The organism is Meridianimarinicoccus zhengii, from assembly GCF_003254465.1.
GTDB lineage: Bacteria > Pseudomonadota > Alphaproteobacteria > Rhodobacterales > Rhodobacteraceae > Meridianimarinicoccus > Meridianimarinicoccus zhengii.
Map to the genome: position 1 here is coordinate 1 of NZ_QDFI01000033.1, position 16,586 is coordinate 16,586.

A 16,586-nucleotide genomic window follows, 5' to 3' on the forward strand; every position below is an offset into this window, starting at 1 on the left:
TCGGCCCGCGCCCGAAGGTGTCGGCGCCACCGCCTGGCGCCGGCGCCGCTGCGGGCGCCGCCGCTTCCGGCCTGGACATCGATGCCGCAACCGCCGTCCGCCCATTCCCGGCCGGGGCGGGCCCGGCAGGCGCGTCAGGCCCGAGCATCACGGTCTCTGCCGAGTTTACGATCCCGCCCGCCGCATTCTGCGTCACGAGCCATAGAACCCGCGGCTCGGCACTCGCATCGAGGGTCAGGAAGGCCACGAACTGGCCGGACCCGTCGCTCGTCGTCTCTGCCATCGTCACACCGTCCACGACCAGCCCGACCGGCGCCCCCGGAAAGGCACGTCCGGCGACGATCACCCGCCCGTCGGCATCGTTGCGCACGAGATCGAAGCGCGGCGCGCGCGGGTCGGGTTCCGGCGCCGGTGTGGCGGTTGGGGTGGCTGTCTCCGGCGACGGGGCGGACAGGTCGGGGGCCTGCTGCACCCGCGCCACGGGATCGAGCCGCAGCATCGGCAGCACCACCGCCCCGGCCCCGAGCGCGCCGAGGCACAGCGCGACACCGACCCAGAGCGGGAGGCGGCGGCGGATGTCTGGCGGCGGATCGGACTGCATCGGGCGCGGTTCCTCGGGCAAGCCCGGCGCGATGGCCCAGCGGCTTGCAATTCTGCCTTTATAGCAAAGGGCTTACCTCTGGTCAAAGGCCGAGCGTGCGGGCCTCTTGCCGCAGGCGCCGCGCGTGGCGCAACCCGTCATGGCTGTAGATCGCCAGCCCCAGCCAGATCACCGGAAAGGCCAGCGCGTGCCAGACCGTGACCGGCTCGGCGAAGACGAGCGTGGCGCACAGGAATTGCAGCGTGGGGTTCATGTACTGGATCAGGCCAAGTGTCGGCAGAACGACCCGCTGCGCCGCATACGAAAACAGCCACAAGGGCACCGCCGTCACCGGCCCTGCCATCACGAGCAGCACGGTCGAGAACAGGTCGGCGGCGAAGACCGCGCCGGGCCGCCCTGTCATGTCGGTCCAGCCGCCACCGTGGACAAGTGCCAGCCAGACCAATGCCGCCGGCGCCAGCAATGCGACCTCTGCCGCAACGGAAGCCACGGGATCGGTTCTCAACCGCCGCTTCAGCGCGCCATACATGGCGAAAGTCACCGCAAGAAACAGCGATATAACCGGCAGCACGCCCAGACCCAAGGTCAGCACGGTAACGGCCGTCGCGGCCAGCGCCACGGCGACGCCCTGCAACGGGCGCAGCCGGTCCCCGAAGAAGGCGACGCCGAAAAGCACCGCGACCAGCGGAAAGATGTAATAGCCCAAGGACGCCTCGAGCGCCCTGCCAACCTGCACCGAATGGATGAAGGCAAACCAGTTGGTCGAGATCACGAGGGCGGCCAAAAGCGTCATGACGGCCGCACCGGGCTTGGCCAGGCCGTCGCGGATACGACCCAGATGCCCCCGCACCGCGAGGATCACTGAAAGTGCCGCCAGCGACCAGATCGTGCGATGGGCCAGCACCTCGAGCGGGGGCACATGGGCGATGAGCTTGAAGAACAGCGGCGACAGGCCCCAGATCGTGCAGGCGCCGACCATGGCGAGCACGCCCTTGATGCCTTCGGTCATGGTGACGTTCCCAATTGTGTGCGCGCAGGTCAGACCAGAACCGCGCCGCCGCCGCAAGCCCTGCGCAGCGATGCCCTTGGCAAGGGCCGCCGGCACCGGCTAGGACGCGGCATGGAGCAGATATCGCAGTCCCCGCACGATCCGGAATTCGTGGCCGATCCCTATGCGTTCTACGATCGCGCCCGCGCCCTGGGGCCCGCGGTGTGGTGGACCGATTACGGGATGCCGGCGCTGACCACCCATGCGGAGGTTCTGGCCACCCTGCGCGACCGGCGGTTCGGCCGCGTGCCGCCGGGGGGGCTGCCGCCCTTCCCGCCCAACACCGCGCATTTCGCGCGGCTGGAACGCCTATCGCTCCTCAGCCTCGAAGGCGACACCCACGCGCGGCTCAGGGGGCACGTCCTGCGGGCCTTCACGGGGCGGCGGGTGGTGGGGCTTACCCCGGACATCGCCGATCTGTGTCACGGATTGATCGACCGCTTCCCCGACACGCCGTTCGACCTGATTGCGGCCTATGCCGAACAGGTGCCGATCGTGGTGATCGCGCGGCTTCTTGGCGTCCCGGAGACCCTTGGCGCGGACCTGCGCGCATGGTCGCAGGCCATGGTCGCCATGTATCGCCCCGGTATCGGACGGGCCGAACATGCCGCCGCCGACGCGGCCGCGCGCGATTTCGCGGCATGGCTCGGGCAGGTGATGGACGACCGGCGCAAGCGCCCCGGCACCGACCTGCTGTCCGCGCTCCTTGCGGCGGAGGACGATGGCGCGATCAGCCGCGACGAGAGCCTCGCCACCTGCGTGCTACTGCTCAATGCGGGGCACGAAGCGACGGTCCACGCGCTCGGCAATGCCGTGGTGCGGTTGCTGCGCGACGGCGACGCCCCGGCGCGCTGCACGCAGGGCCGTATCGCCGCGACGGTCGACGAATGCCTGCGCATCGACCCGCCCCTGCACCTGTTCACCCGCTATGCGCTGGAACCCGTCACGATCGCGGGCCACGCGCTCGCACCGGGCGAAGAGATCGCCTGCCTGCTCGGTGCGGCGAACCGCGATCCGGCAGCCTATGACGCGCCGCACGCGTTCCGGCCCGACCGCCCTGGCCCGATGTCGGCCAGCTTCGGCGCGGGGGTTCATTTCTGTCTTGGGGCACAGCTCGCCCGCCTGGAATTGCAAGTGGCGCTGACCACTCTCTTCGCCCGCTGCCCGGACCTGCGCCTGACCGAACCGCCCGCCATCGCTCCCATCTACCATTTCCACGGGCACGCCCGAATCATGGTCAGCGCGCGGGCGGAATCGGCAGCGCCGTCGTCGCCTTGATCCGTTCCATCGACAGCAGCGCGGTAACGTTGAAGATCCGCACCTCGGATATGAGCGCCTGGTAGAAATCGTCATAGGCCCGCGCATTGGGCACCTGCACCTTCAGGATATAGTCGATCTCCCCCGCCAGTCTGTGCGCTTCGAGCACCTCGGGGCGCGCGCGCAGGGTTTCGAGGAACTTGCGCTGCCAGTCGGTCTCGTGTTCCGACGTGCGGATCAGCACGAAGAAACACGCCTCCAGCCCCAGCGCCTCGGGGTCGAGGATCACGGTCGTCTGGCCGATCACGCCGGCCTCGCGCATCTTGCGAATCCGGTTCCAGACTGGGGTCTTCGACGACCCCACCTTGCCCGCGATCTCGTCGAGCGTCTGGCTTGCATCCGCCTGCAGTTCACCAAGGATTTTCCGGTCAAGCTCGTCCAGTCGCACCGTCATTCCACACGCCTTCCAGTTTCGGGGCCAGTATTCGCTGCACGCCGGAAATCGGAACGTACGTCCTTTTCAACGCGGGCAGCTAGGCCAATACCGGGAAGTTATTCTATATGTAAGCCGAAGCCCAGCCCTTGCGGAGTCTCGAGCCATGCAACATTTCCCGATCTTCGTCGCCGTCGCGGGCCGCCGTGTCGTCGTGTCGGGCGGTGGCGACGCGGCACTGGCCAAGCTGCGGCTTCTGATGCGGACGGAAGCGCACCTGACCGTGCTGTCCGCCGACCCGGCGCCCGAAATCGAAGGCTGGGCCGCCGAGGGGCGCCTTCGCCTGATCCGCCGCGCCGCGGAGCCCGGCGATGCGCTTTGCGCCGTGCTGGCCTACGGCGCCAACGAGGACGCGGCCGAGGATGCGCGTGTCGCGGCCCTCGCCCGCGCGGACGGCGCGATGGTCAACATCGTCGACAACCTGGACGACAGCCAGTTCATCACCCCCGCCATCGTGGACCGCGACCCGGTGACTGTGGCCATCGGCACCGAGGGTGCGGCCCCGGTGCTGGCCCGCCGCATCAAGGCCGATCTGGAGGCCGCGCTGCCCATCGGGCTCGGAACGCTCGCACGCATTGGCAAGGGCTTCCGGCGCGCCGCCGACGCGCTGCCCATGGGGCGCAAGCGCCGCGCATTCTGGTCGGACTTCTATTTCGGTGAAGGCCCCCGCGCGCTGGAACAGGCGGGTGCCCCTGGCGTACAGCGGCTGCTGGACCGGCTGCTGGCGCGGCACCTCGATGCGGCCCCGGAACCGGGGCGCGTGGTCTTCGTGGGCGCGGGTCCGGGTGATCCGGAGCTTCTGACGCTGAAGGCACGCCGCGCGCTCGATACCGCCGATGTGGTGATCCACGACCGGCTCGTGCCCGCCGCGATCCTCGAACTCGCGCGGCGCGAGGCGACGATCATCGACGCGGGCAAGGAAGGGTTCGGCCCGTCCACCCCGCAGGACCGCATCAACGCGCTGATGGTCGATCACGCCCGGCAAGGCGCCCATGTGGTGCGGCTGAAATCGGGCGACCCGGCGGTGTTCGGGCGACTCGACGAGGAGACCGAGGCCGTGGCGGCCGCGGGCATCGACTGGTCCGTGGTGCCCGGCATCACCGCGGCGTCGGCCGCCGCCGCGAGCCTGGGGACAAGCCTGACCCGGCGCGGGCGCAATTCCGACCTGCGCGTGCTGACCGGCCATGACGTGGCGGGCTTCACCGAACACGACTGGCAGGCGCTGGCCCGCCCCGGCAGTGTCGCCGCGATCTACATGGCCAAGCGGGGCGCGCGTTTCCTGCAAGGGCGGCTGATGATGCACGGCGCCGATCCGGCGACGCCCGTGACCGTGGTGGAAAACGCGGCACGCCCGGACGAACGCATCGTCACCGCGCGGTTGGGCAGCCTGTCCGACGACATCGCCCGCGCCGCGCTGACCGGGCCTGCCGTGCTGCTTTACGGCCTCGCCCCCCACGCGGCCGCCGCCGCCCTGCCCCAACCGACAGCCAAGGAGCTTGCCCTGTGAGCCGCCGTTTCACCCCGAAGATCGTGACCGCCAACGACCTGCACAAGGGCGATGTCGTCTATCTGACTGCCGACGACCGCTGGTCGCGCCACCACTTTGAGGCCGAACTGATCGAGGACGAGGCCATCGCCGATATCCGCCGGATCGAGGCCAGCCGGCAGACCGGCACCGTGGTCGGCGTCTACCTCGCCGATGCGCGCCCCGGCCCGCGCGGCCCCGAACCCGTGCATTTCCGCGAAGTGTTCCGCGCCCACGGCCCGTCCAACTATCCCCATGGCAAGCAGACGGAAACCGCAGCGCCCCGGCCCTGAGCCGGGGCCTCCCCCGCGCCTGCCCCCGAAAGGACCCCTCGCATGTATACCTATACCGAGTTCGATGACGCCTTCGTGCGCAACCGCGTGGCCCAGTTCCGCGCGCAGGTGGAACGCCGCCTCGACGGGTCGCTGACCGAGGACGAGTTCAAGCCGCTGCGCCTGATGAACGGGCTGTACCTGCAACTGCATGCCTACATGCTGCGGGTGGCGATCCCGTATGGCACGCTGAACAGCCGCCAGATGCGGCAGCTCGCCCTGATCGCGGACCGCTGGGACAAGGGCTATGGCCATTTCACCACGCGCCAGAACATCCAGTTCAACTGGCCGGTGCTGGCGGATGTGCCCGACATGCTCGACGCGCTCGCCGATGTGGGGATGCACGCGATCCAGACCTCCGGCAACACGATCCGCAACGTGACCGCCGACCATTTCGCAGGCGCCGCCGCGGATGAAATCGCCGATCCCCGCCCGGTGGCGGAACTGATCCGGCAGTGGTCCACGGACCATCCGGAATTCCAGTTCCTGCCACGCAAGTTCAAGATCGCCGTCACCGGCAGCCCCAACGACCGCGCCGTGACCCGCGCGCATGATATCGGGCTGCGCATGGTGCGCGACGCCAGCGGCGCGCCGGGCTTCGAGGTGATCGTGGGCGGCGGGCTTGGCCGCACGCCGATGATTGGCAAGGTGATCCGCGATTTCCTGCCGCGCGCAGACCTTCTGCCCTATCTCGAAGCGATCGTGGCGACCTACAACCTGCTGGGGCGGCGCGACAACAAGTACAAGGCACGCATCAAGATCACGGTGCACGAGAACGGTCTTGACGCTTTCCGCGACGCGGTCGAGGCGCGGTTCGCAGAATTGCGCCCCGCGTTCAGCGGTATCGACCAGGAAGTGCTGGCCGGAATCGAAGCGCAATTCGCCCCGCCCGCGTTCCGGCAGGCCGACACCGCGATCTTTGACGCCCGCTACGCCACGGACCCGGTGTTCCGGTCCTGGGCCGACACGAACCTGACCGCGCACCGTGACGCGGGGCACGCCATCGTGACCATTTCGCTGAAGACACCCGGCCAGACGCCGGGCGATGCCACTTCCGACCAAATGCGCGTCATGGCCGACCTGGCCGAACGGTTCGGCCATGACGAGTTGCGCATCAGCCACGAACAGAACGTCATCCTGCCTTACGTGCATCGCGCCGACCTGCCGGCCGTCTTCGACGCGCTCCGCGCGGCGGGGCTGGCGGCGGCCAATATGGGGCTGGTGTCCGACATCATCGCCTGCCCCGGCATGGATTACTGCGCGCTGGCGACGGCACGGTCGATCCCGGTGGCACAAGCCATCGCGACCCGGTTCGAGGAGCTGAAGCTCGAACACGAGATCGGGCCGCTGAAGATCAAGATTTCCGGCTGCATCAACGCCTGCGGGCATCACCATGTGGGCCATATCGGGATCCTCGGCCTCGATCGTGCGGGGGTGGAGAACTACCAGATCACGCTGGGCGGCGACGGCACCGAGGACGCGGCCCTTGGCGACAGGACCGGGCCGGGCTTTGCCTATGACGAGATCGTGCCCGCCATCGAACGGATCGTCGGCGCCTACCTGGACCACCGCGACAGCCCCGCCGAGACGTTCCTTATGGCCTATCGCCGGCTCGGGCTCGGGCCGTTCAAGGCCGCACTTTACGGCAGCGGCGAAGGGGCGCGTGATCGTGCCGCGTGACCTGTCCCCCATCGCGGAACGCGCGGCGGCGCTGAACACGCGCTACCGCCACCATTCGGCCACCGCCGTGCTGGAACGCGCGCTGTCCGATCCAGCGGTGGGGCGCATTGCGATGGTGTCGTCCTTCGGGGCGGAATCCGTGGCGCTGCTGCACATGGTGGCGGTCATCGATCCCGCGACCCCGGTGCTGTTCATCGATACTCAGATGCTGTTTCCGGAAACGCTGACCTACCAGCGGCAGGTCGCCGAACGGCTCGGCCTGCGCGACCTGCGCCGGATCACGTCCCGCGCGCTGGACGTGGCGATCGAGGATCGGGACGGCACGCTGCACACGCGCGACACCGATGCCTGTTGCGACCTGCGCAAGACGCGCCCCCTTGAGCGCGCGCTGCACGGGTTCGACGCGTGGATCACAGGGCGAAAGCGGTACCAGTCCGGCACCCGCGCCGCGCTGGATTTCTTCGAAACCGACGGGGCGCACCGGCTCAAGATCAACCCGCTGGCCCATTGGGACCCTGCGGATGTGCAGGACTACATGGTCAATAACCGTTTGCCCCGGCACCCGCTGGTGGCACGCGGATACCCGTCCATCGGCTGCGCGCCCTGCACGTCACCGGTGGCGGCGGGGGAAGATCCGCGCGCCGGGCGATGGCGCGGACAGGCCAAGGAGGAATGCGGCATCCATATCGTGGACGGCCGGATCGTCCGCGGCCCCATCAGGGAAGGAAAGGTGGCATGACCGACAGCACAGGACACAGCGTGATCGTCCGGGACTCTGGCTTTCTGGCCGAGGATTGGGACGGCGACATCGCGCCGCTCGATGCCGTAGTAGCGGGCAATGCCACGGCGCTCGATCTGCCGGCGGATGCCGACCCGGCGGTTCTGGCCCCGTATCTAGACCGGATCGCGCTGATCCGGGTGGGCTTCGGCAGCTTCGCCGACGGGCGCGGTTTCACGCTGGCCGCAAGGCTGCGGCGGATGGGATACACGGGCCGCCTGCGCGCGGCGGGGCATGTCATCGCCGACCAGTATGCAATGGCGCGTCGATCCGGGTTCGACGAGGTGGAGATCTCCGCAGACGTGGCCGCGCGCCAGCCCGAGGACCAGTGGCGCGCCCGCGCGGATTGGCGCGCGCACGACTATCAGTCGCGGCTGCGCGCCTGATTGCAGGCTGGGACCCATCCCGAATTCACGATATGAAAGGCGGTGCGGCGCTGACCGTGCCGAGTACTGACAGATGAACGAACGGACCAAAGTGACCGACGCCACACCGATCAAGACCCTGCCCGACGCCCAGACCGTGACCGAGGTACAGCACTATACCGACCGGCTGTTCCGGTTCCGCTGCACGCGCCCGCCGACGCTGCGCTTCCGGTCGGGCGAGTTCGTGATGATCGGCCTGATGGGCGACCCGGACCCGAAGACCGGCAAGCAGAAACCGCTCTTGCGCGCCTACTCCATCGCCTCGCCGTCGTGGGACGACGAGCTGGAATTCTACTCGATCAAGGTGCAGGATGGGCCGCTGACCTCGAAGCTGCAGCACATCGCGCCTGGCGACCAGATCATCCTGCGCCCCAAGCCCGTTGGCACGCTGGTGCATGACGCACTGCTGCCCGGCAAGCGGCTGTGGCTGTTTTCCACCGGCACGGGATTCGCGCCCTTCGCGTCGCTCCTGCGCGATCCGCAGACCTATGAGGATTACGAGCAGGTCATCGTCACGCATACCTGCCGCGACGTGGCGGAGCTGACGTATTCGCGCGACCTGATCGCCCATCTGCACGAGGACGCGATGATGCAGGAACTGCTGGGCGACGGGCTGGCCAAGCTGACCTATGTCCCGACCACGACGCGCGAAACGTCGGCGAAGATGGGCCGCATCACCACGCTGCTGGAGGACGGAACGCTCCTGCGCGAGCTTGGCATCGACAGCATCGGCCCCGAGACTGACCGCGCGATGGTCTGTGGGTCGATGGGTCTGAACCACGATCTGAAGCGTATCCTCGAAGGGTTCGGTCTGCGCGAGGGCGCGAATTCCGACCCGGCAGAATACGTGGTCGAAAAGGCGTTCGTGGGCTGATCCGGCGCCGCGGAAAATCAGCGGAGAAATCACCGAATCAGGCCCCATGGCCTGATTTTGTGGTATTGTCTCATGCCACACCCGATTGCCAATCATGGGTCGGTCGGGTTAAGTATCGCCACCCTGACGCAATTATCGAAGGAAGCTTGCAATAGCCCGCCGACCGCACAACGCCCCGCCCCCCCGTGATACGGGACCCCGCGTGAACGAAAAGATCCGCGTGCCGGAAATCCGCCTGATCGGCGCCGAGGGGGAAAATATCGGCCTCACGACACCCGCACGCGGCATGGAACTGGCCGAACGCGCCGGTCTCGATCTCGTGGAAATCTCGCCGAACGCGACCCCGCCGGTCTGCAAGATCATGGATTTCGGCAAGTTCAAGTACGAAACCCAGAAGCGCGAAAGCGAGGCCCGCAAGAAGCAGAAGATCATCGAGGTCAAGGAGGTCAAGTTCCGCCCGAACACCGACACCCATGACTACGATGTGAAGATGCGCAACGTCTTCAAGTTCCTGGAAAACGGGGACAAGGTGAAGGTCACGCTGCGCTTCCGCGGACGGGAAATGGCGCACCAGAACCTTGGGCGCGAGCTGCTGGAGAAGGTTGCCGAGGACGTAAAGGAAATCGGCAAGGTCGAGAACATGCCGAAGATGGAAGGCCGCCAGATGGTCATGATGATCGGCCCGTCCGCCCGGTAGTCCGGCCCATCCTGCACGCGATCACAAGGCCCGGTCAGACCGGGCCTTTTTCGCGCGCGGGCACAAGCCCGCCGATCTCTTCCAGGAACGCCACGATCTCGGGCACGCCGCGGCCCTGCCGCAACCCGGCCATCACGAAGGGCCGCGCACCGCGTGCCGCCCGCGCGTCGCTTTCCAGCAGGTCCACCGACACGCCGACATGTGGGGCAAGGTCAGTCTTGTTGATGATCAGAAGGTCCGACCGGGTCACGCCCGGCCCCTTCTTGCGCGGGATGTCTTGCCCCGCCGCCGTGTCGATCACATAGAGCGTCACGTCGGCGAGTTCCGGACTGAAGGTCGCGGCCAGATTGTCGCCGCCGGATTCGATTAGCACGAGGTCGAGATCTGGAAACGTCTCCGTCAGCTCGGCAAGAGCCGCAAGGTTGATCGACGCGTCCTCGCGGATGGCCGTATGCGGGCAGCCGCCGGTTTCCACCCCGCGGATGCGCGAAGCGGGCAGGACCTGCGCGCGCACCAGCGCATCGGCATCCTCGCGCGTATAGATGTCGTTGGTGATGACGGCCATGGAATAGCGCCCCGCCATCGCCCGGCAAAGCTGTTCGGTCAGCGTGGTCTTTCCCGCGCCGACCGGCCCGCCAATGCCTACCCGCAAGGGTCCGTTGCCTGCCATGGCATCCTCCTGTCCGTGGGGCGGCGTCACGACTGGAAAAGCCGCACGTCTTGCGTTTCGTGCAGCATCGCTGCGAGATCTGCGCCGAGTGCACCGCTGGCAAGGTCATCCTCGGTCGCCACGACGGCGTCGGCGGCGATACTGGCGATGGTCGCGGCCAGCTCGGCCAGCACGCCCTGAGCCGCCGTCTGGCCCAGCGGCACGACGCGGGTGGCAATGCTGGTGAGGTTGCTGGCAAAGGCCTGCAGGTACAAGCCCGCGATCGTTTCGGTCGAGAGAGACAACCGCCGGGCCTGAACCCCGACCACCACCGGCAACGCCGCAGGGTCCAGCGCCGTCCCAAGAATCGCGTTCGTCGTCACGGCAAAGGCGCGCCCCTGCGCCCATGTCTCGTTCCAACGCTCCCGCGATGGTGCCATCGCCTGCGCGAGCGCGGCAAGATCGTCGGCATCGCCGCCGCGATGGGCCAGCGCCAGCAGGATCGCATCCGACCGCCCTGCCCCGTGCAGCAGCACCGCGCGCAGCCAGCCGTCGAAGCCGGCCGCGCTGTCCACGTCGCCCGCCGCCACCGCCTGCTCAAGCCCATGGGAATAAGCGTAGCCCCCCAACGGAAAGGCGGGGGACAGCCATTGCGACAGTGCCAGAAGATCGCGCGCGGCGGCCATCCGGTCAGTGGTCATGGGTGTGGCCGTGGTCATGCCCGAAGGTGCGCCCATGGCCATAGGCGCCGCCCTCGGGCGCGAACGGCGCCAGCACCGGCACCACCTGCCCCCCGAGACGCGCCAGCATGTCGGCCAGCACCGGGTCCGCACGGATCAGCAGCCGGTCCGATTCGATCCGGCAGGGCGTGTGGCGGTTGCCGATATGCCACGCGAGCCGGGCGAGATCGCCGCGCACTTCCAGCAGCGGTTCATCCGCCGCGCGCACCGTCACGTGGCGGCCATCGGACAGGTGCAGCACCTCGCCCTCCGCCAGTGCACGGGCTTGCGGCAGGTCGATCCGGAAAGCCAACCCGCCATCGCCGACAAGCCGCTTGCGGCGCAGGAACCGCGCTTCGTAGTCCAGTGTCAGCGTATCGTCCGGGATGCCGTCGCCCGGCGGCGCGATGCCGGTCACGACGGGCAGGCCCGTGGGTTTATCGGGTACTTTCATGGCCGCAGGTTTACCCGGTGGTGCCGCACGCGCAAGGGCCACGCGCTGTCAGAGCGGGATGATCCCCAAATCCTGCCCCTTCACGGTCAGCGCGATCTCACCGTTGCACAGGCGCAGGGCATCCTGCCCGAAAACTTCGGCCCGCCAGCCCCGCAGCGCGGGCAGGTCGCGTTCCCCCGCCGCGATCAGGTCGAGGTCCGCTGCACTCGCCACCAGTTTCTGCGCCACGCCCGCCGTTTCCGATTTCGCCTTCAGAAGCACACGCAGCAGGTCGGCCAGCGCCGGGTTCACGTCGAGTTTTTCGCGGCTGCGGTCGGGACGTGGTGCATCGTCCGGGTTCATGGCGCAGCCTTCGGCCACCGCCTTCAGGATCCCGTCGGCGATGTCGCCCTTGCGCGCGTCGCGCAGAAGCAGCCGCAGCTTGCCGAGATCGCCGTGGTCGGCCGGCCGGGCCGACGCGACCTCGATCAGCGCATCATCCTTGCAGACGCGGCTGCGCGGCACGTTACGCGCCTGGGCATACGCCTCGCGGAACTCGGCAAGCTTGGCCATCACCGCCATGAAGCGCGCCGAACTGGTGCGCGTCTTGATCCGTTTCCACGCGTCTTCGGGACGGATGACATAGGTGTCCGGGTTGGTCAGCACCTCGATCTCTTCCTCGACCCATTTGCGCCGCCCCTGTTTGTCGAGGCTCGCGGCAAGGAATTCGTAGATCTGGCGCAGGTATGTCACATCGGCCAACGCATACGTCTTTTGTGCGTCGGAAAGCGGGCGCCGCGACCAGTCGGTGAAGCGCGAGGACTTGTCCAGCGGCGCGCGCGCGATCCGTTTCACCAGCGTCTCGTATCCCACCTGTTCGCCAAATCCGCAGACCATCGCCGCGACCTGCGTGTCGAAGAGCGGTTCGGGGAAGCACTTGCCATCGAAATAGAAGATCTCGAGATCCTGCCGCGCGGCGTGGAAAACCTTGACCACCGACGTGTCGCGAAACAGAGCATAAAGCGGTTCGAGCGACAGCCCCTCGGCCAGCGGATCGACCAGCACCGCGCTGTCATCGCTGTCTTCGGGGATCGCCATCTGCAGAAGGCACAGCTTGGAGTAATATGTCCGCTCGCGCAGGAACTCCGTGTCGATGGTGACGTAAGGGTGTGCGCGCGCGCGGTCGCAGAAAGCCGCCAGCGCGTCGGTCGTGGTGAGGGTGATGATGCTCAATTCCGAAATCTTTCCGCTTGCGATTGGGTCAGGTATGACGCCCGCGCGGTGAATACAAGCCGCGCATAGGCTGCTGGCATGCCGCGTTCAGGCGGCAGCGATTGTCACGGGTTCGCGCATGCCTTCGGCGAAGCGGCGCAACACCAGCGGATACAGCGCGTGTTCATACGGCAGCAGCCGCGCGGCCAGCAGGCCAGGCGTGTCGCCCGGCAGGACCGGGATGCGCGCCTGGCCGAGGATCGGCCCTCCATCCAGCTCTGCCGTGACTTCGTGCACCGTGCAGCCATGTTCCCGGTCTCCCGCCGCGAGTGCCCGTGCGTGGGTATCGAGCCCGCGATATTTCGGCAGGAGCGAGGGATGGATATTCAGCATCCGCCCCGCCCAGCGGTCGGTGAACGCCGGTGTCAGGACCCGCATGAAACCCGCAAGGCACAGAATGTCAGGCCGGGCAGCATCCAGAGCCGCGTTCAGCGCCGCCTCGAATCCCGGCCGGTCGCCCTTGTGCGCACGGTGATCCACCACGGCCGTGGGAATTCCCATGCGATCCGCACGGGCCAGCCCCCCGGCCTTCGGATCGTTGGACAGCACCAGCACTGGCCGCCCCGGGTGGTCGCCCGCCATGGACCGGACTAACGCCACCATGTTCGACCCGCCACCGGAGATCAAGATGGCAACCCGGCTGGTCACGCAAGCGTCCCGCTGTAATCCACGCCAGCGCCCGCGGTCACATGGCCCAGCCTGTGCACGGTCTCGCCCGCGCCGGACAGCAGGGCGGCCAGCGCATCAGCCCGGTCGGGAGCCACGACCAGCACCATGCCGATACCCGCGTTGAAGGTCTTGAGCATCTCCGCCGGGGCGATCCCGCCGGTTTCGGCCAGCCAGCGGAACACCGGCGGCAACCGCCATGCCCCCAGATCGATGGCCGCGCCGCACCCATCGGGCAGGATGCGCGGCAAGTTCTCTGTCAGCCCGCCCCCGGTGACATGCGCCAGCCCATGCACGCCGCCCGCCCGGATCGCCGCCAGTGCGGGCCTGACGTAAAGCCGCGTCGGCATCAGAAGCGCCGCGCCCAGCGTCATCGCCGAACCGGCAAAGGGCGCAGGCACGTCCCAACCCAGACCCGAGACGTCCACCACGCGGCGCACCAGCGAATAACCGTTGGAATGCACCCCGTCGGATGCAAGGCCCAGCAACACGTCGCCCACGGCCACGCCGGCGGGCAACGCCTGCCCCCGTTCCATCGCCCCCACGGCGAACCCGGCAAGGTCGAAATCCCCGGCCTGATACATGCCCGGCATTTCCGCCGTCTCGCCGCCGATCAGCGCGCAACCCGACAGTCTGCACCCTTCGGCGATGCCTTCGACGATCCGCGCGGCGCTGTCGGTGTCCAGCTTGCCCGTGGCGAAATAGTCCAGGAAGAACAGCGGCTCTGCCCCCTGGCAGATCAGGTCGTTCACGCACATCGCAACAAGATCGATCCCGATCGTGTCCAACTGGCCGGTGTCGATGGCGATGCGCAGTTTGGTGCCCACGCCGTCCGTGGCGGCCACGAGGATCGGATCGTTGTATCCGGCGGCCTTCAGATCGAACAGCGCGCCGAACCCCCCCAGCCCCGACATCACGCCGGGCCGCGCCGTGGCAGCCGCGGCGGGCTTGATGCGGTCCACCAAGGCGTTGCCAGCGTCGATATTCACTCCGGCCTGCGCATAGGTCAGCCCGTTCTTGCCGTCGCTCATGCAGTTCACCCCGCCGCTGTTCCGTGGCCGAAGGCCGTAGCGCAGCAACCGCGAAAAGAAAAGCGTCAAGACCGGGGTCCCGCCGATCTTGACCTGCCGGACCGGTCTGCTAACGCTCTGGATGGTAGGGGCCTGTAGCTCAATGGTCAGAGCAGAGCGCTCATAACGCTTTGGTTGCAGGTTCGAGTCCTGCCGGGCCTACCACCAACACTGAACATGCAAGGGAAATCAGACCCTTTGTCCCGCGCCGGTGTGACGTGGGACAGGTTGCCGACGCGGGCCGCGGCCAAGGGGGTGCGGTGTGACGCGCGCTACCCCTCAAGACATCATCTCCAATGCCTGGATCGAGCGCGCCCACGCCAACGCCACGTTCGGAAGCCAGCCCAAGCGTGACGTCGTGAAAGCGGGCGTCCTGAAATACGCGACGGCCTACTCCAAGGGCGCGACTGCTCGGGCGATCCTGCGAAGCACCGGCTTGTCATCCGTTGCAAGGGCATCACGGACAATGCGGAACCGACCAAGAAAGGAAAGGAGTACCTGCGGGCAATGGTCGGGACAGTGCCGGGCGGCTTCCGCTCGCTGGTTCTGATCATGACGGGGCTTGACTGTGCCCCCGCCCGCGCCGCCGCCAACGAGGTGCGGCCATGACCCGCGCCATACTGCTTGGCGTGCCGCTGGATGGCGACGTGATTGACGGCGTGGCCCGCGAGATCGCCGCACAGGCCGCAGACCGCATCGAGAGCATGTACCCCGACGTTGCCCGCGCTGTCGCGTGAAACTCGTGCAAGCGCAGCCTGCAAGGTGTGATCCGCAACGGCATGGCCGAGGCTGGTGAAGCCGCGAAAAGCGGGACGCTGGACCAGTGGATTTCCCGCCATCGTCAGAGCCGCAACAAACGGCGCGCCATGCGCATGGCAGGTGGGTGGGGGTACCGCAGGTCCGCCTGACCGGCGTCATGTCCCGGGGATACGCGCGACACCATCCGCGCAACGGCTCTTCGTGATCGTCCCCACGAACGGCACCCGGCGCCTGCGCAGGTTGCGACGGCAGCACAGTCTCCACCGGTCGAGGCAGGCCGTCGGTGGATGCCGGCCACTGCGCTGCGGGGACCGTTGGGCGGCACGTTTCACATGATCGCGTTGCGACGCACTGGGCGGCGTCACCGCGATGGCAGCAGCGACTTGGCAAGCCAATCGCGCTTCGTGATCTCTTCATCGATCACGTCATGAATCATGCGTGTCACTTCGCGGCAGGCGCGGGACCGCTTGTGCGCCGTCGACACGGCGGTGTTCACGACGCGCGAAATCGTCGGCCGAACCACGCGCGCGCCCACCAGGCCGAAGGCCGCCCCGTCACGCAGCGCGGCGGACGACATGACCGTAACGCCGTAGCCATGCGACACGAGCCGCATGATCTCTCCGAAGGCGTCGATTTCCACCACCGCGTTGATGCGCACGCCTTGCTGGCGCGCCAGCGTTTCGATGAGCGCGCGCAAGCCGTGTTCCGGCCCGGGCAGGACAACTCCGAGTTCGTGCAATGCGGGAAACGGCACGTTGCCCTCCGCATCGCACAGGGGCGCGAGGATCGCTTCGCTCTGCGCGACGAGCAGCAGATCCTCGCGCGCCACGTGGGTGATGTCGATCCCGGCCGGGGCGTTGGTGCCGAAGGTCACGCCGAGATCGAGGACATCATCCTTCAGCCACTGGACGATGTAGCCGGACATGCTTTCGACGATCCGCACCTTCACGTTCGGCAACTGCGACATGCACTTGTCGAGGATCGGCGCCGCAAGCCGCGACGTGAGCGATGTCGGGAGGCCCAGCCGGACGAGCCCGACCGGGTTGCTGCGGTGGAACTGCATTTCCGCTTCGGCGTCTTCGAACTGGCGCACGATGATGCGGGCGTGCCGCAAGAGGTCCCTGCCCTCGTCGGTGATCGTCACACCCTTGTTGCTGCGCAGGAAAAGCGCGACCCCGAAATGGTCCTCCAGCGCCCTGATCCGCACGCTGAGCGATGGCTGGGACATGTTCTCGGCCTCGGCCGCACGGCCCAGCGACCCGTGCTCCGAGATCGCGATGAGACACTTCAGGTCCTTCAGGTCCACGG

The 16,586-nt window shown here is 67.7% G+C and carries 18 protein-coding genes, 1 tRNA gene and 1 pseudogene; 10 read left to right on the plus strand and 10 right to left on the minus strand.

Annotated elements, in window-relative coordinates; all coding sequences use genetic code 11:
• Window positions 1-601 (minus strand): annotated as a pseudogene (locus DDE13_RS11865) (hypothetical protein); the annotation flags it as partial.
• 82 nt (window positions 602-683) lie between these two features.
• Window positions 684-1,610: an EamA family transporter RarD gene (rarD, locus tag DDE13_RS11870; RefSeq protein ID WP_111404433.1), complete on the minus strand. Its 927-nt coding sequence runs from the start codon at window positions 1,608-1,610 to the stop codon at window positions 684-686.
• A 111-nt stretch (window positions 1,611-1,721) separates the two neighbouring features.
• Between rarD and DDE13_RS11875 the strand changes: the two genes are divergently transcribed.
• A complete protein-coding gene (locus DDE13_RS11875) occupies window positions 1,722-2,927 on the plus strand; it encodes a cytochrome P450 (RefSeq protein ID WP_111404435.1) in 1,206 nt (401 codons plus the stop codon).
• Here the strand turns inward: DDE13_RS11875 and DDE13_RS11880 are convergent.
• Window positions 2,887-3,360, minus strand: a complete 474-nt coding sequence (locus tag DDE13_RS11880) for an Lrp/AsnC family transcriptional regulator (protein WP_111404437.1) — start codon at window positions 3,358-3,360, stop codon at window positions 2,887-2,889. The two genes, DDE13_RS11875 and DDE13_RS11880, sit on opposite strands and share 41 nt — an antisense overlap.
• 145 nt (window positions 3,361-3,505) lie before the next feature.
• Between DDE13_RS11880 and cysG the strand changes: the two genes are divergently transcribed.
• The 7 genes from cysG (at window position 3,506) to infC (ending at window position 9,710) form a co-directional block, all read left to right on the plus strand.
• Window positions 3,506-4,906 (plus strand): siroheme synthase CysG, encoded by a 1,401-nt coding sequence (gene cysG / locus DDE13_RS11885; protein WP_111404439.1) that lies wholly within the window; start codon window positions 3,506-3,508, stop codon window positions 4,904-4,906.
• Window positions 4,903-5,217 (plus strand): DUF2849 domain-containing protein, encoded by a 315-nt coding sequence (locus DDE13_RS11890; RefSeq protein WP_111404441.1) that lies wholly within the window; start codon window positions 4,903-4,905, stop codon window positions 5,215-5,217. The genes cysG and DDE13_RS11890 overlap by 4 nt, the downstream gene beginning before the upstream one ends.
• 42 nt (window positions 5,218-5,259) lie before the next feature.
• Window positions 5,260-6,936 (plus strand): nitrite/sulfite reductase, encoded by a 1,677-nt coding sequence (locus DDE13_RS11895; protein WP_111404443.1) that lies wholly within the window; start codon window positions 5,260-5,262, stop codon window positions 6,934-6,936.
• Window positions 6,926-7,675 (plus strand): phosphoadenylyl-sulfate reductase, encoded by a 750-nt coding sequence (locus tag DDE13_RS11900; protein ID WP_162630968.1) that lies wholly within the window; start codon window positions 6,926-6,928, stop codon window positions 7,673-7,675. Before DDE13_RS11895 ends, DDE13_RS11900 begins: the two co-directional genes overlap by 11 nt.
• Window positions 7,672-8,100 (plus strand): DUF934 domain-containing protein, encoded by a 429-nt coding sequence (locus tag DDE13_RS11905; protein WP_111404447.1) that lies wholly within the window; start codon window positions 7,672-7,674, stop codon window positions 8,098-8,100. The genes DDE13_RS11900 and DDE13_RS11905 overlap by 4 nt, the downstream gene beginning before the upstream one ends.
• A 73-nt stretch (window positions 8,101-8,173) precedes the next feature.
• The gene (locus DDE13_RS11910) at window positions 8,174-9,013 is read left to right on the plus strand and encodes a ferredoxin--NADP reductase (RefSeq protein WP_111404449.1); all 840 of its coding nucleotides are present in this window, start codon (window positions 8,174-8,176) and stop codon (window positions 9,011-9,013) included.
• A gap of 202 nt (window positions 9,014-9,215) precedes the next feature.
• A complete protein-coding gene (gene infC, locus DDE13_RS11915) occupies window positions 9,216-9,710 on the plus strand; it encodes a translation initiation factor IF-3 (RefSeq protein WP_235868681.1) in 495 nt (164 codons plus the stop codon).
• A 34-nt stretch (window positions 9,711-9,744) separates the two neighbouring features.
• Here infC and ureG read toward each other — a convergent pair whose 3' ends face one another.
• The 6 genes from ureG to purM all read right to left on the minus strand — a co-directional run bounded on the left by ureG (window position 9,745) and on the right by purM (window position 14,480).
• Entirely contained in the window at window positions 9,745-10,380 is a 636-nt protein-coding gene (gene ureG / locus DDE13_RS11920; protein WP_111404451.1) for an urease accessory protein UreG, read from the minus strand.
• Between the two features lie 26 nt (window positions 10,381-10,406).
• Window positions 10,407-11,045, minus strand: a complete 639-nt coding sequence (locus tag DDE13_RS11925) for an urease accessory protein UreF (RefSeq protein WP_111404453.1) — start codon at window positions 11,043-11,045, stop codon at window positions 10,407-10,409.
• A 4-nt stretch (window positions 11,046-11,049) separates the two neighbouring features.
• A complete protein-coding gene (locus DDE13_RS11930) occupies window positions 11,050-11,532 on the minus strand; it encodes an urease accessory protein UreE (RefSeq protein WP_111404455.1) in 483 nt (160 codons plus the stop codon).
• Window positions 11,533-11,580: 48 nt separating this feature from the next.
• Window positions 11,581-12,738, minus strand: a complete 1,158-nt coding sequence (gene rnd, locus DDE13_RS11935; RefSeq protein WP_111404516.1) for a ribonuclease D — start codon at window positions 12,736-12,738, stop codon at window positions 11,581-11,583.
• Between the two features lie 93 nt (window positions 12,739-12,831).
• A complete protein-coding gene (purN, locus tag DDE13_RS11940) occupies window positions 12,832-13,431 on the minus strand; it encodes a phosphoribosylglycinamide formyltransferase (RefSeq protein ID WP_111404457.1) in 600 nt (199 codons plus the stop codon).
• Complete coding sequence (gene purM, locus DDE13_RS11945) at window positions 13,428-14,480, minus strand: phosphoribosylformylglycinamidine cyclo-ligase (RefSeq protein WP_111404518.1); 1,053 nt, start codon at window positions 14,478-14,480, stop codon at window positions 13,428-13,430. The genes purN and purM overlap by 4 nt, the downstream gene beginning before the upstream one ends.
• Window positions 14,481-14,608: 128 nt before the next feature.
• Between purM and DDE13_RS11950 the strand changes: the two genes are divergently transcribed.
• Window positions 14,609-14,684, plus strand: a tRNA-Ile gene (locus DDE13_RS11950).
• A gap of 440 nt (window positions 14,685-15,124) precedes the next feature.
• Window positions 15,125-15,256 carry a hypothetical protein gene (locus DDE13_RS23580; protein WP_268951242.1) on the plus strand — a complete coding sequence of 44 codons (132 nt, stop codon included), beginning with the start codon at window positions 15,125-15,127 and terminating at the stop codon, window positions 15,254-15,256.
• 383 nt (window positions 15,257-15,639) lie between these two features.
• Here the strand turns inward: DDE13_RS23580 and DDE13_RS11955 are convergent, their stop codons facing one another.
• A complete protein-coding gene (locus tag DDE13_RS11955) occupies window positions 15,640-16,584 on the minus strand; it encodes a LysR family transcriptional regulator (protein WP_162630967.1) in 945 nt (314 codons plus the stop codon).
• Window positions 16,585-16,586: the final 2 nt, after the last annotated feature.

Excerpts from the sequence above, each read along its gene's own strand:
- DDE13_RS11925 (WP_111404453.1), bottom strand. The coding sequence starts at position 11,045 with ATGGCCGCCGCGCGCGATCTTCTGGCACTGTCGCAATGGCTGTCCCCC.
- DDE13_RS11930 (WP_111404455.1), bottom strand. The coding sequence starts at position 11,532 with ATGAAAGTACCCGATAAACCCACGGGCCTGCCCGTCGTGACCGGCATC.
- cysG (WP_111404439.1), top strand. The coding sequence starts at position 3,506 with ATGCAACATTTCCCGATCTTCGTCGCCGTCGCGGGCCGCCGTGTCGTC.
- DDE13_RS11910 (WP_111404449.1), top strand. The coding sequence starts at position 8,174 with ATGAACGAACGGACCAAAGTGACCGACGCCACACCGATCAAGACCCTG.
- rarD (WP_111404433.1), bottom strand. The coding sequence starts at position 1,610 with ATGACCGAAGGCATCAAGGGCGTGCTCGCCATGGTCGGCGCCTGCACG.
- purM (WP_111404518.1), bottom strand. The coding sequence starts at position 14,480 with ATGAGCGACGGCAAGAACGGGCTGACCTATGCGCAGGCCGGAGTGAAT.
- DDE13_RS11905 (WP_111404447.1), top strand. The coding sequence starts at position 7,672 with ATGACCGACAGCACAGGACACAGCGTGATCGTCCGGGACTCTGGCTTT.
- DDE13_RS11875 (WP_111404435.1), top strand. The coding sequence starts at position 1,722 with ATGGAGCAGATATCGCAGTCCCCGCACGATCCGGAATTCGTGGCCGAT.
- DDE13_RS11895 (WP_111404443.1), top strand. The coding sequence starts at position 5,260 with ATGTATACCTATACCGAGTTCGATGACGCCTTCGTGCGCAACCGCGTG.
- ureG (WP_111404451.1), bottom strand. The coding sequence starts at position 10,380 with ATGGCAGGCAACGGACCCTTGCGGGTAGGCATTGGCGGGCCGGTCGGC.
- DDE13_RS11880 (WP_111404437.1), bottom strand. The coding sequence starts at position 3,360 with ATGACGGTGCGACTGGACGAGCTTGACCGGAAAATCCTTGGTGAACTG.
- DDE13_RS23580 (WP_268951242.1), top strand. The coding sequence starts at position 15,125 with ATGACCCGCGCCATACTGCTTGGCGTGCCGCTGGATGGCGACGTGATT.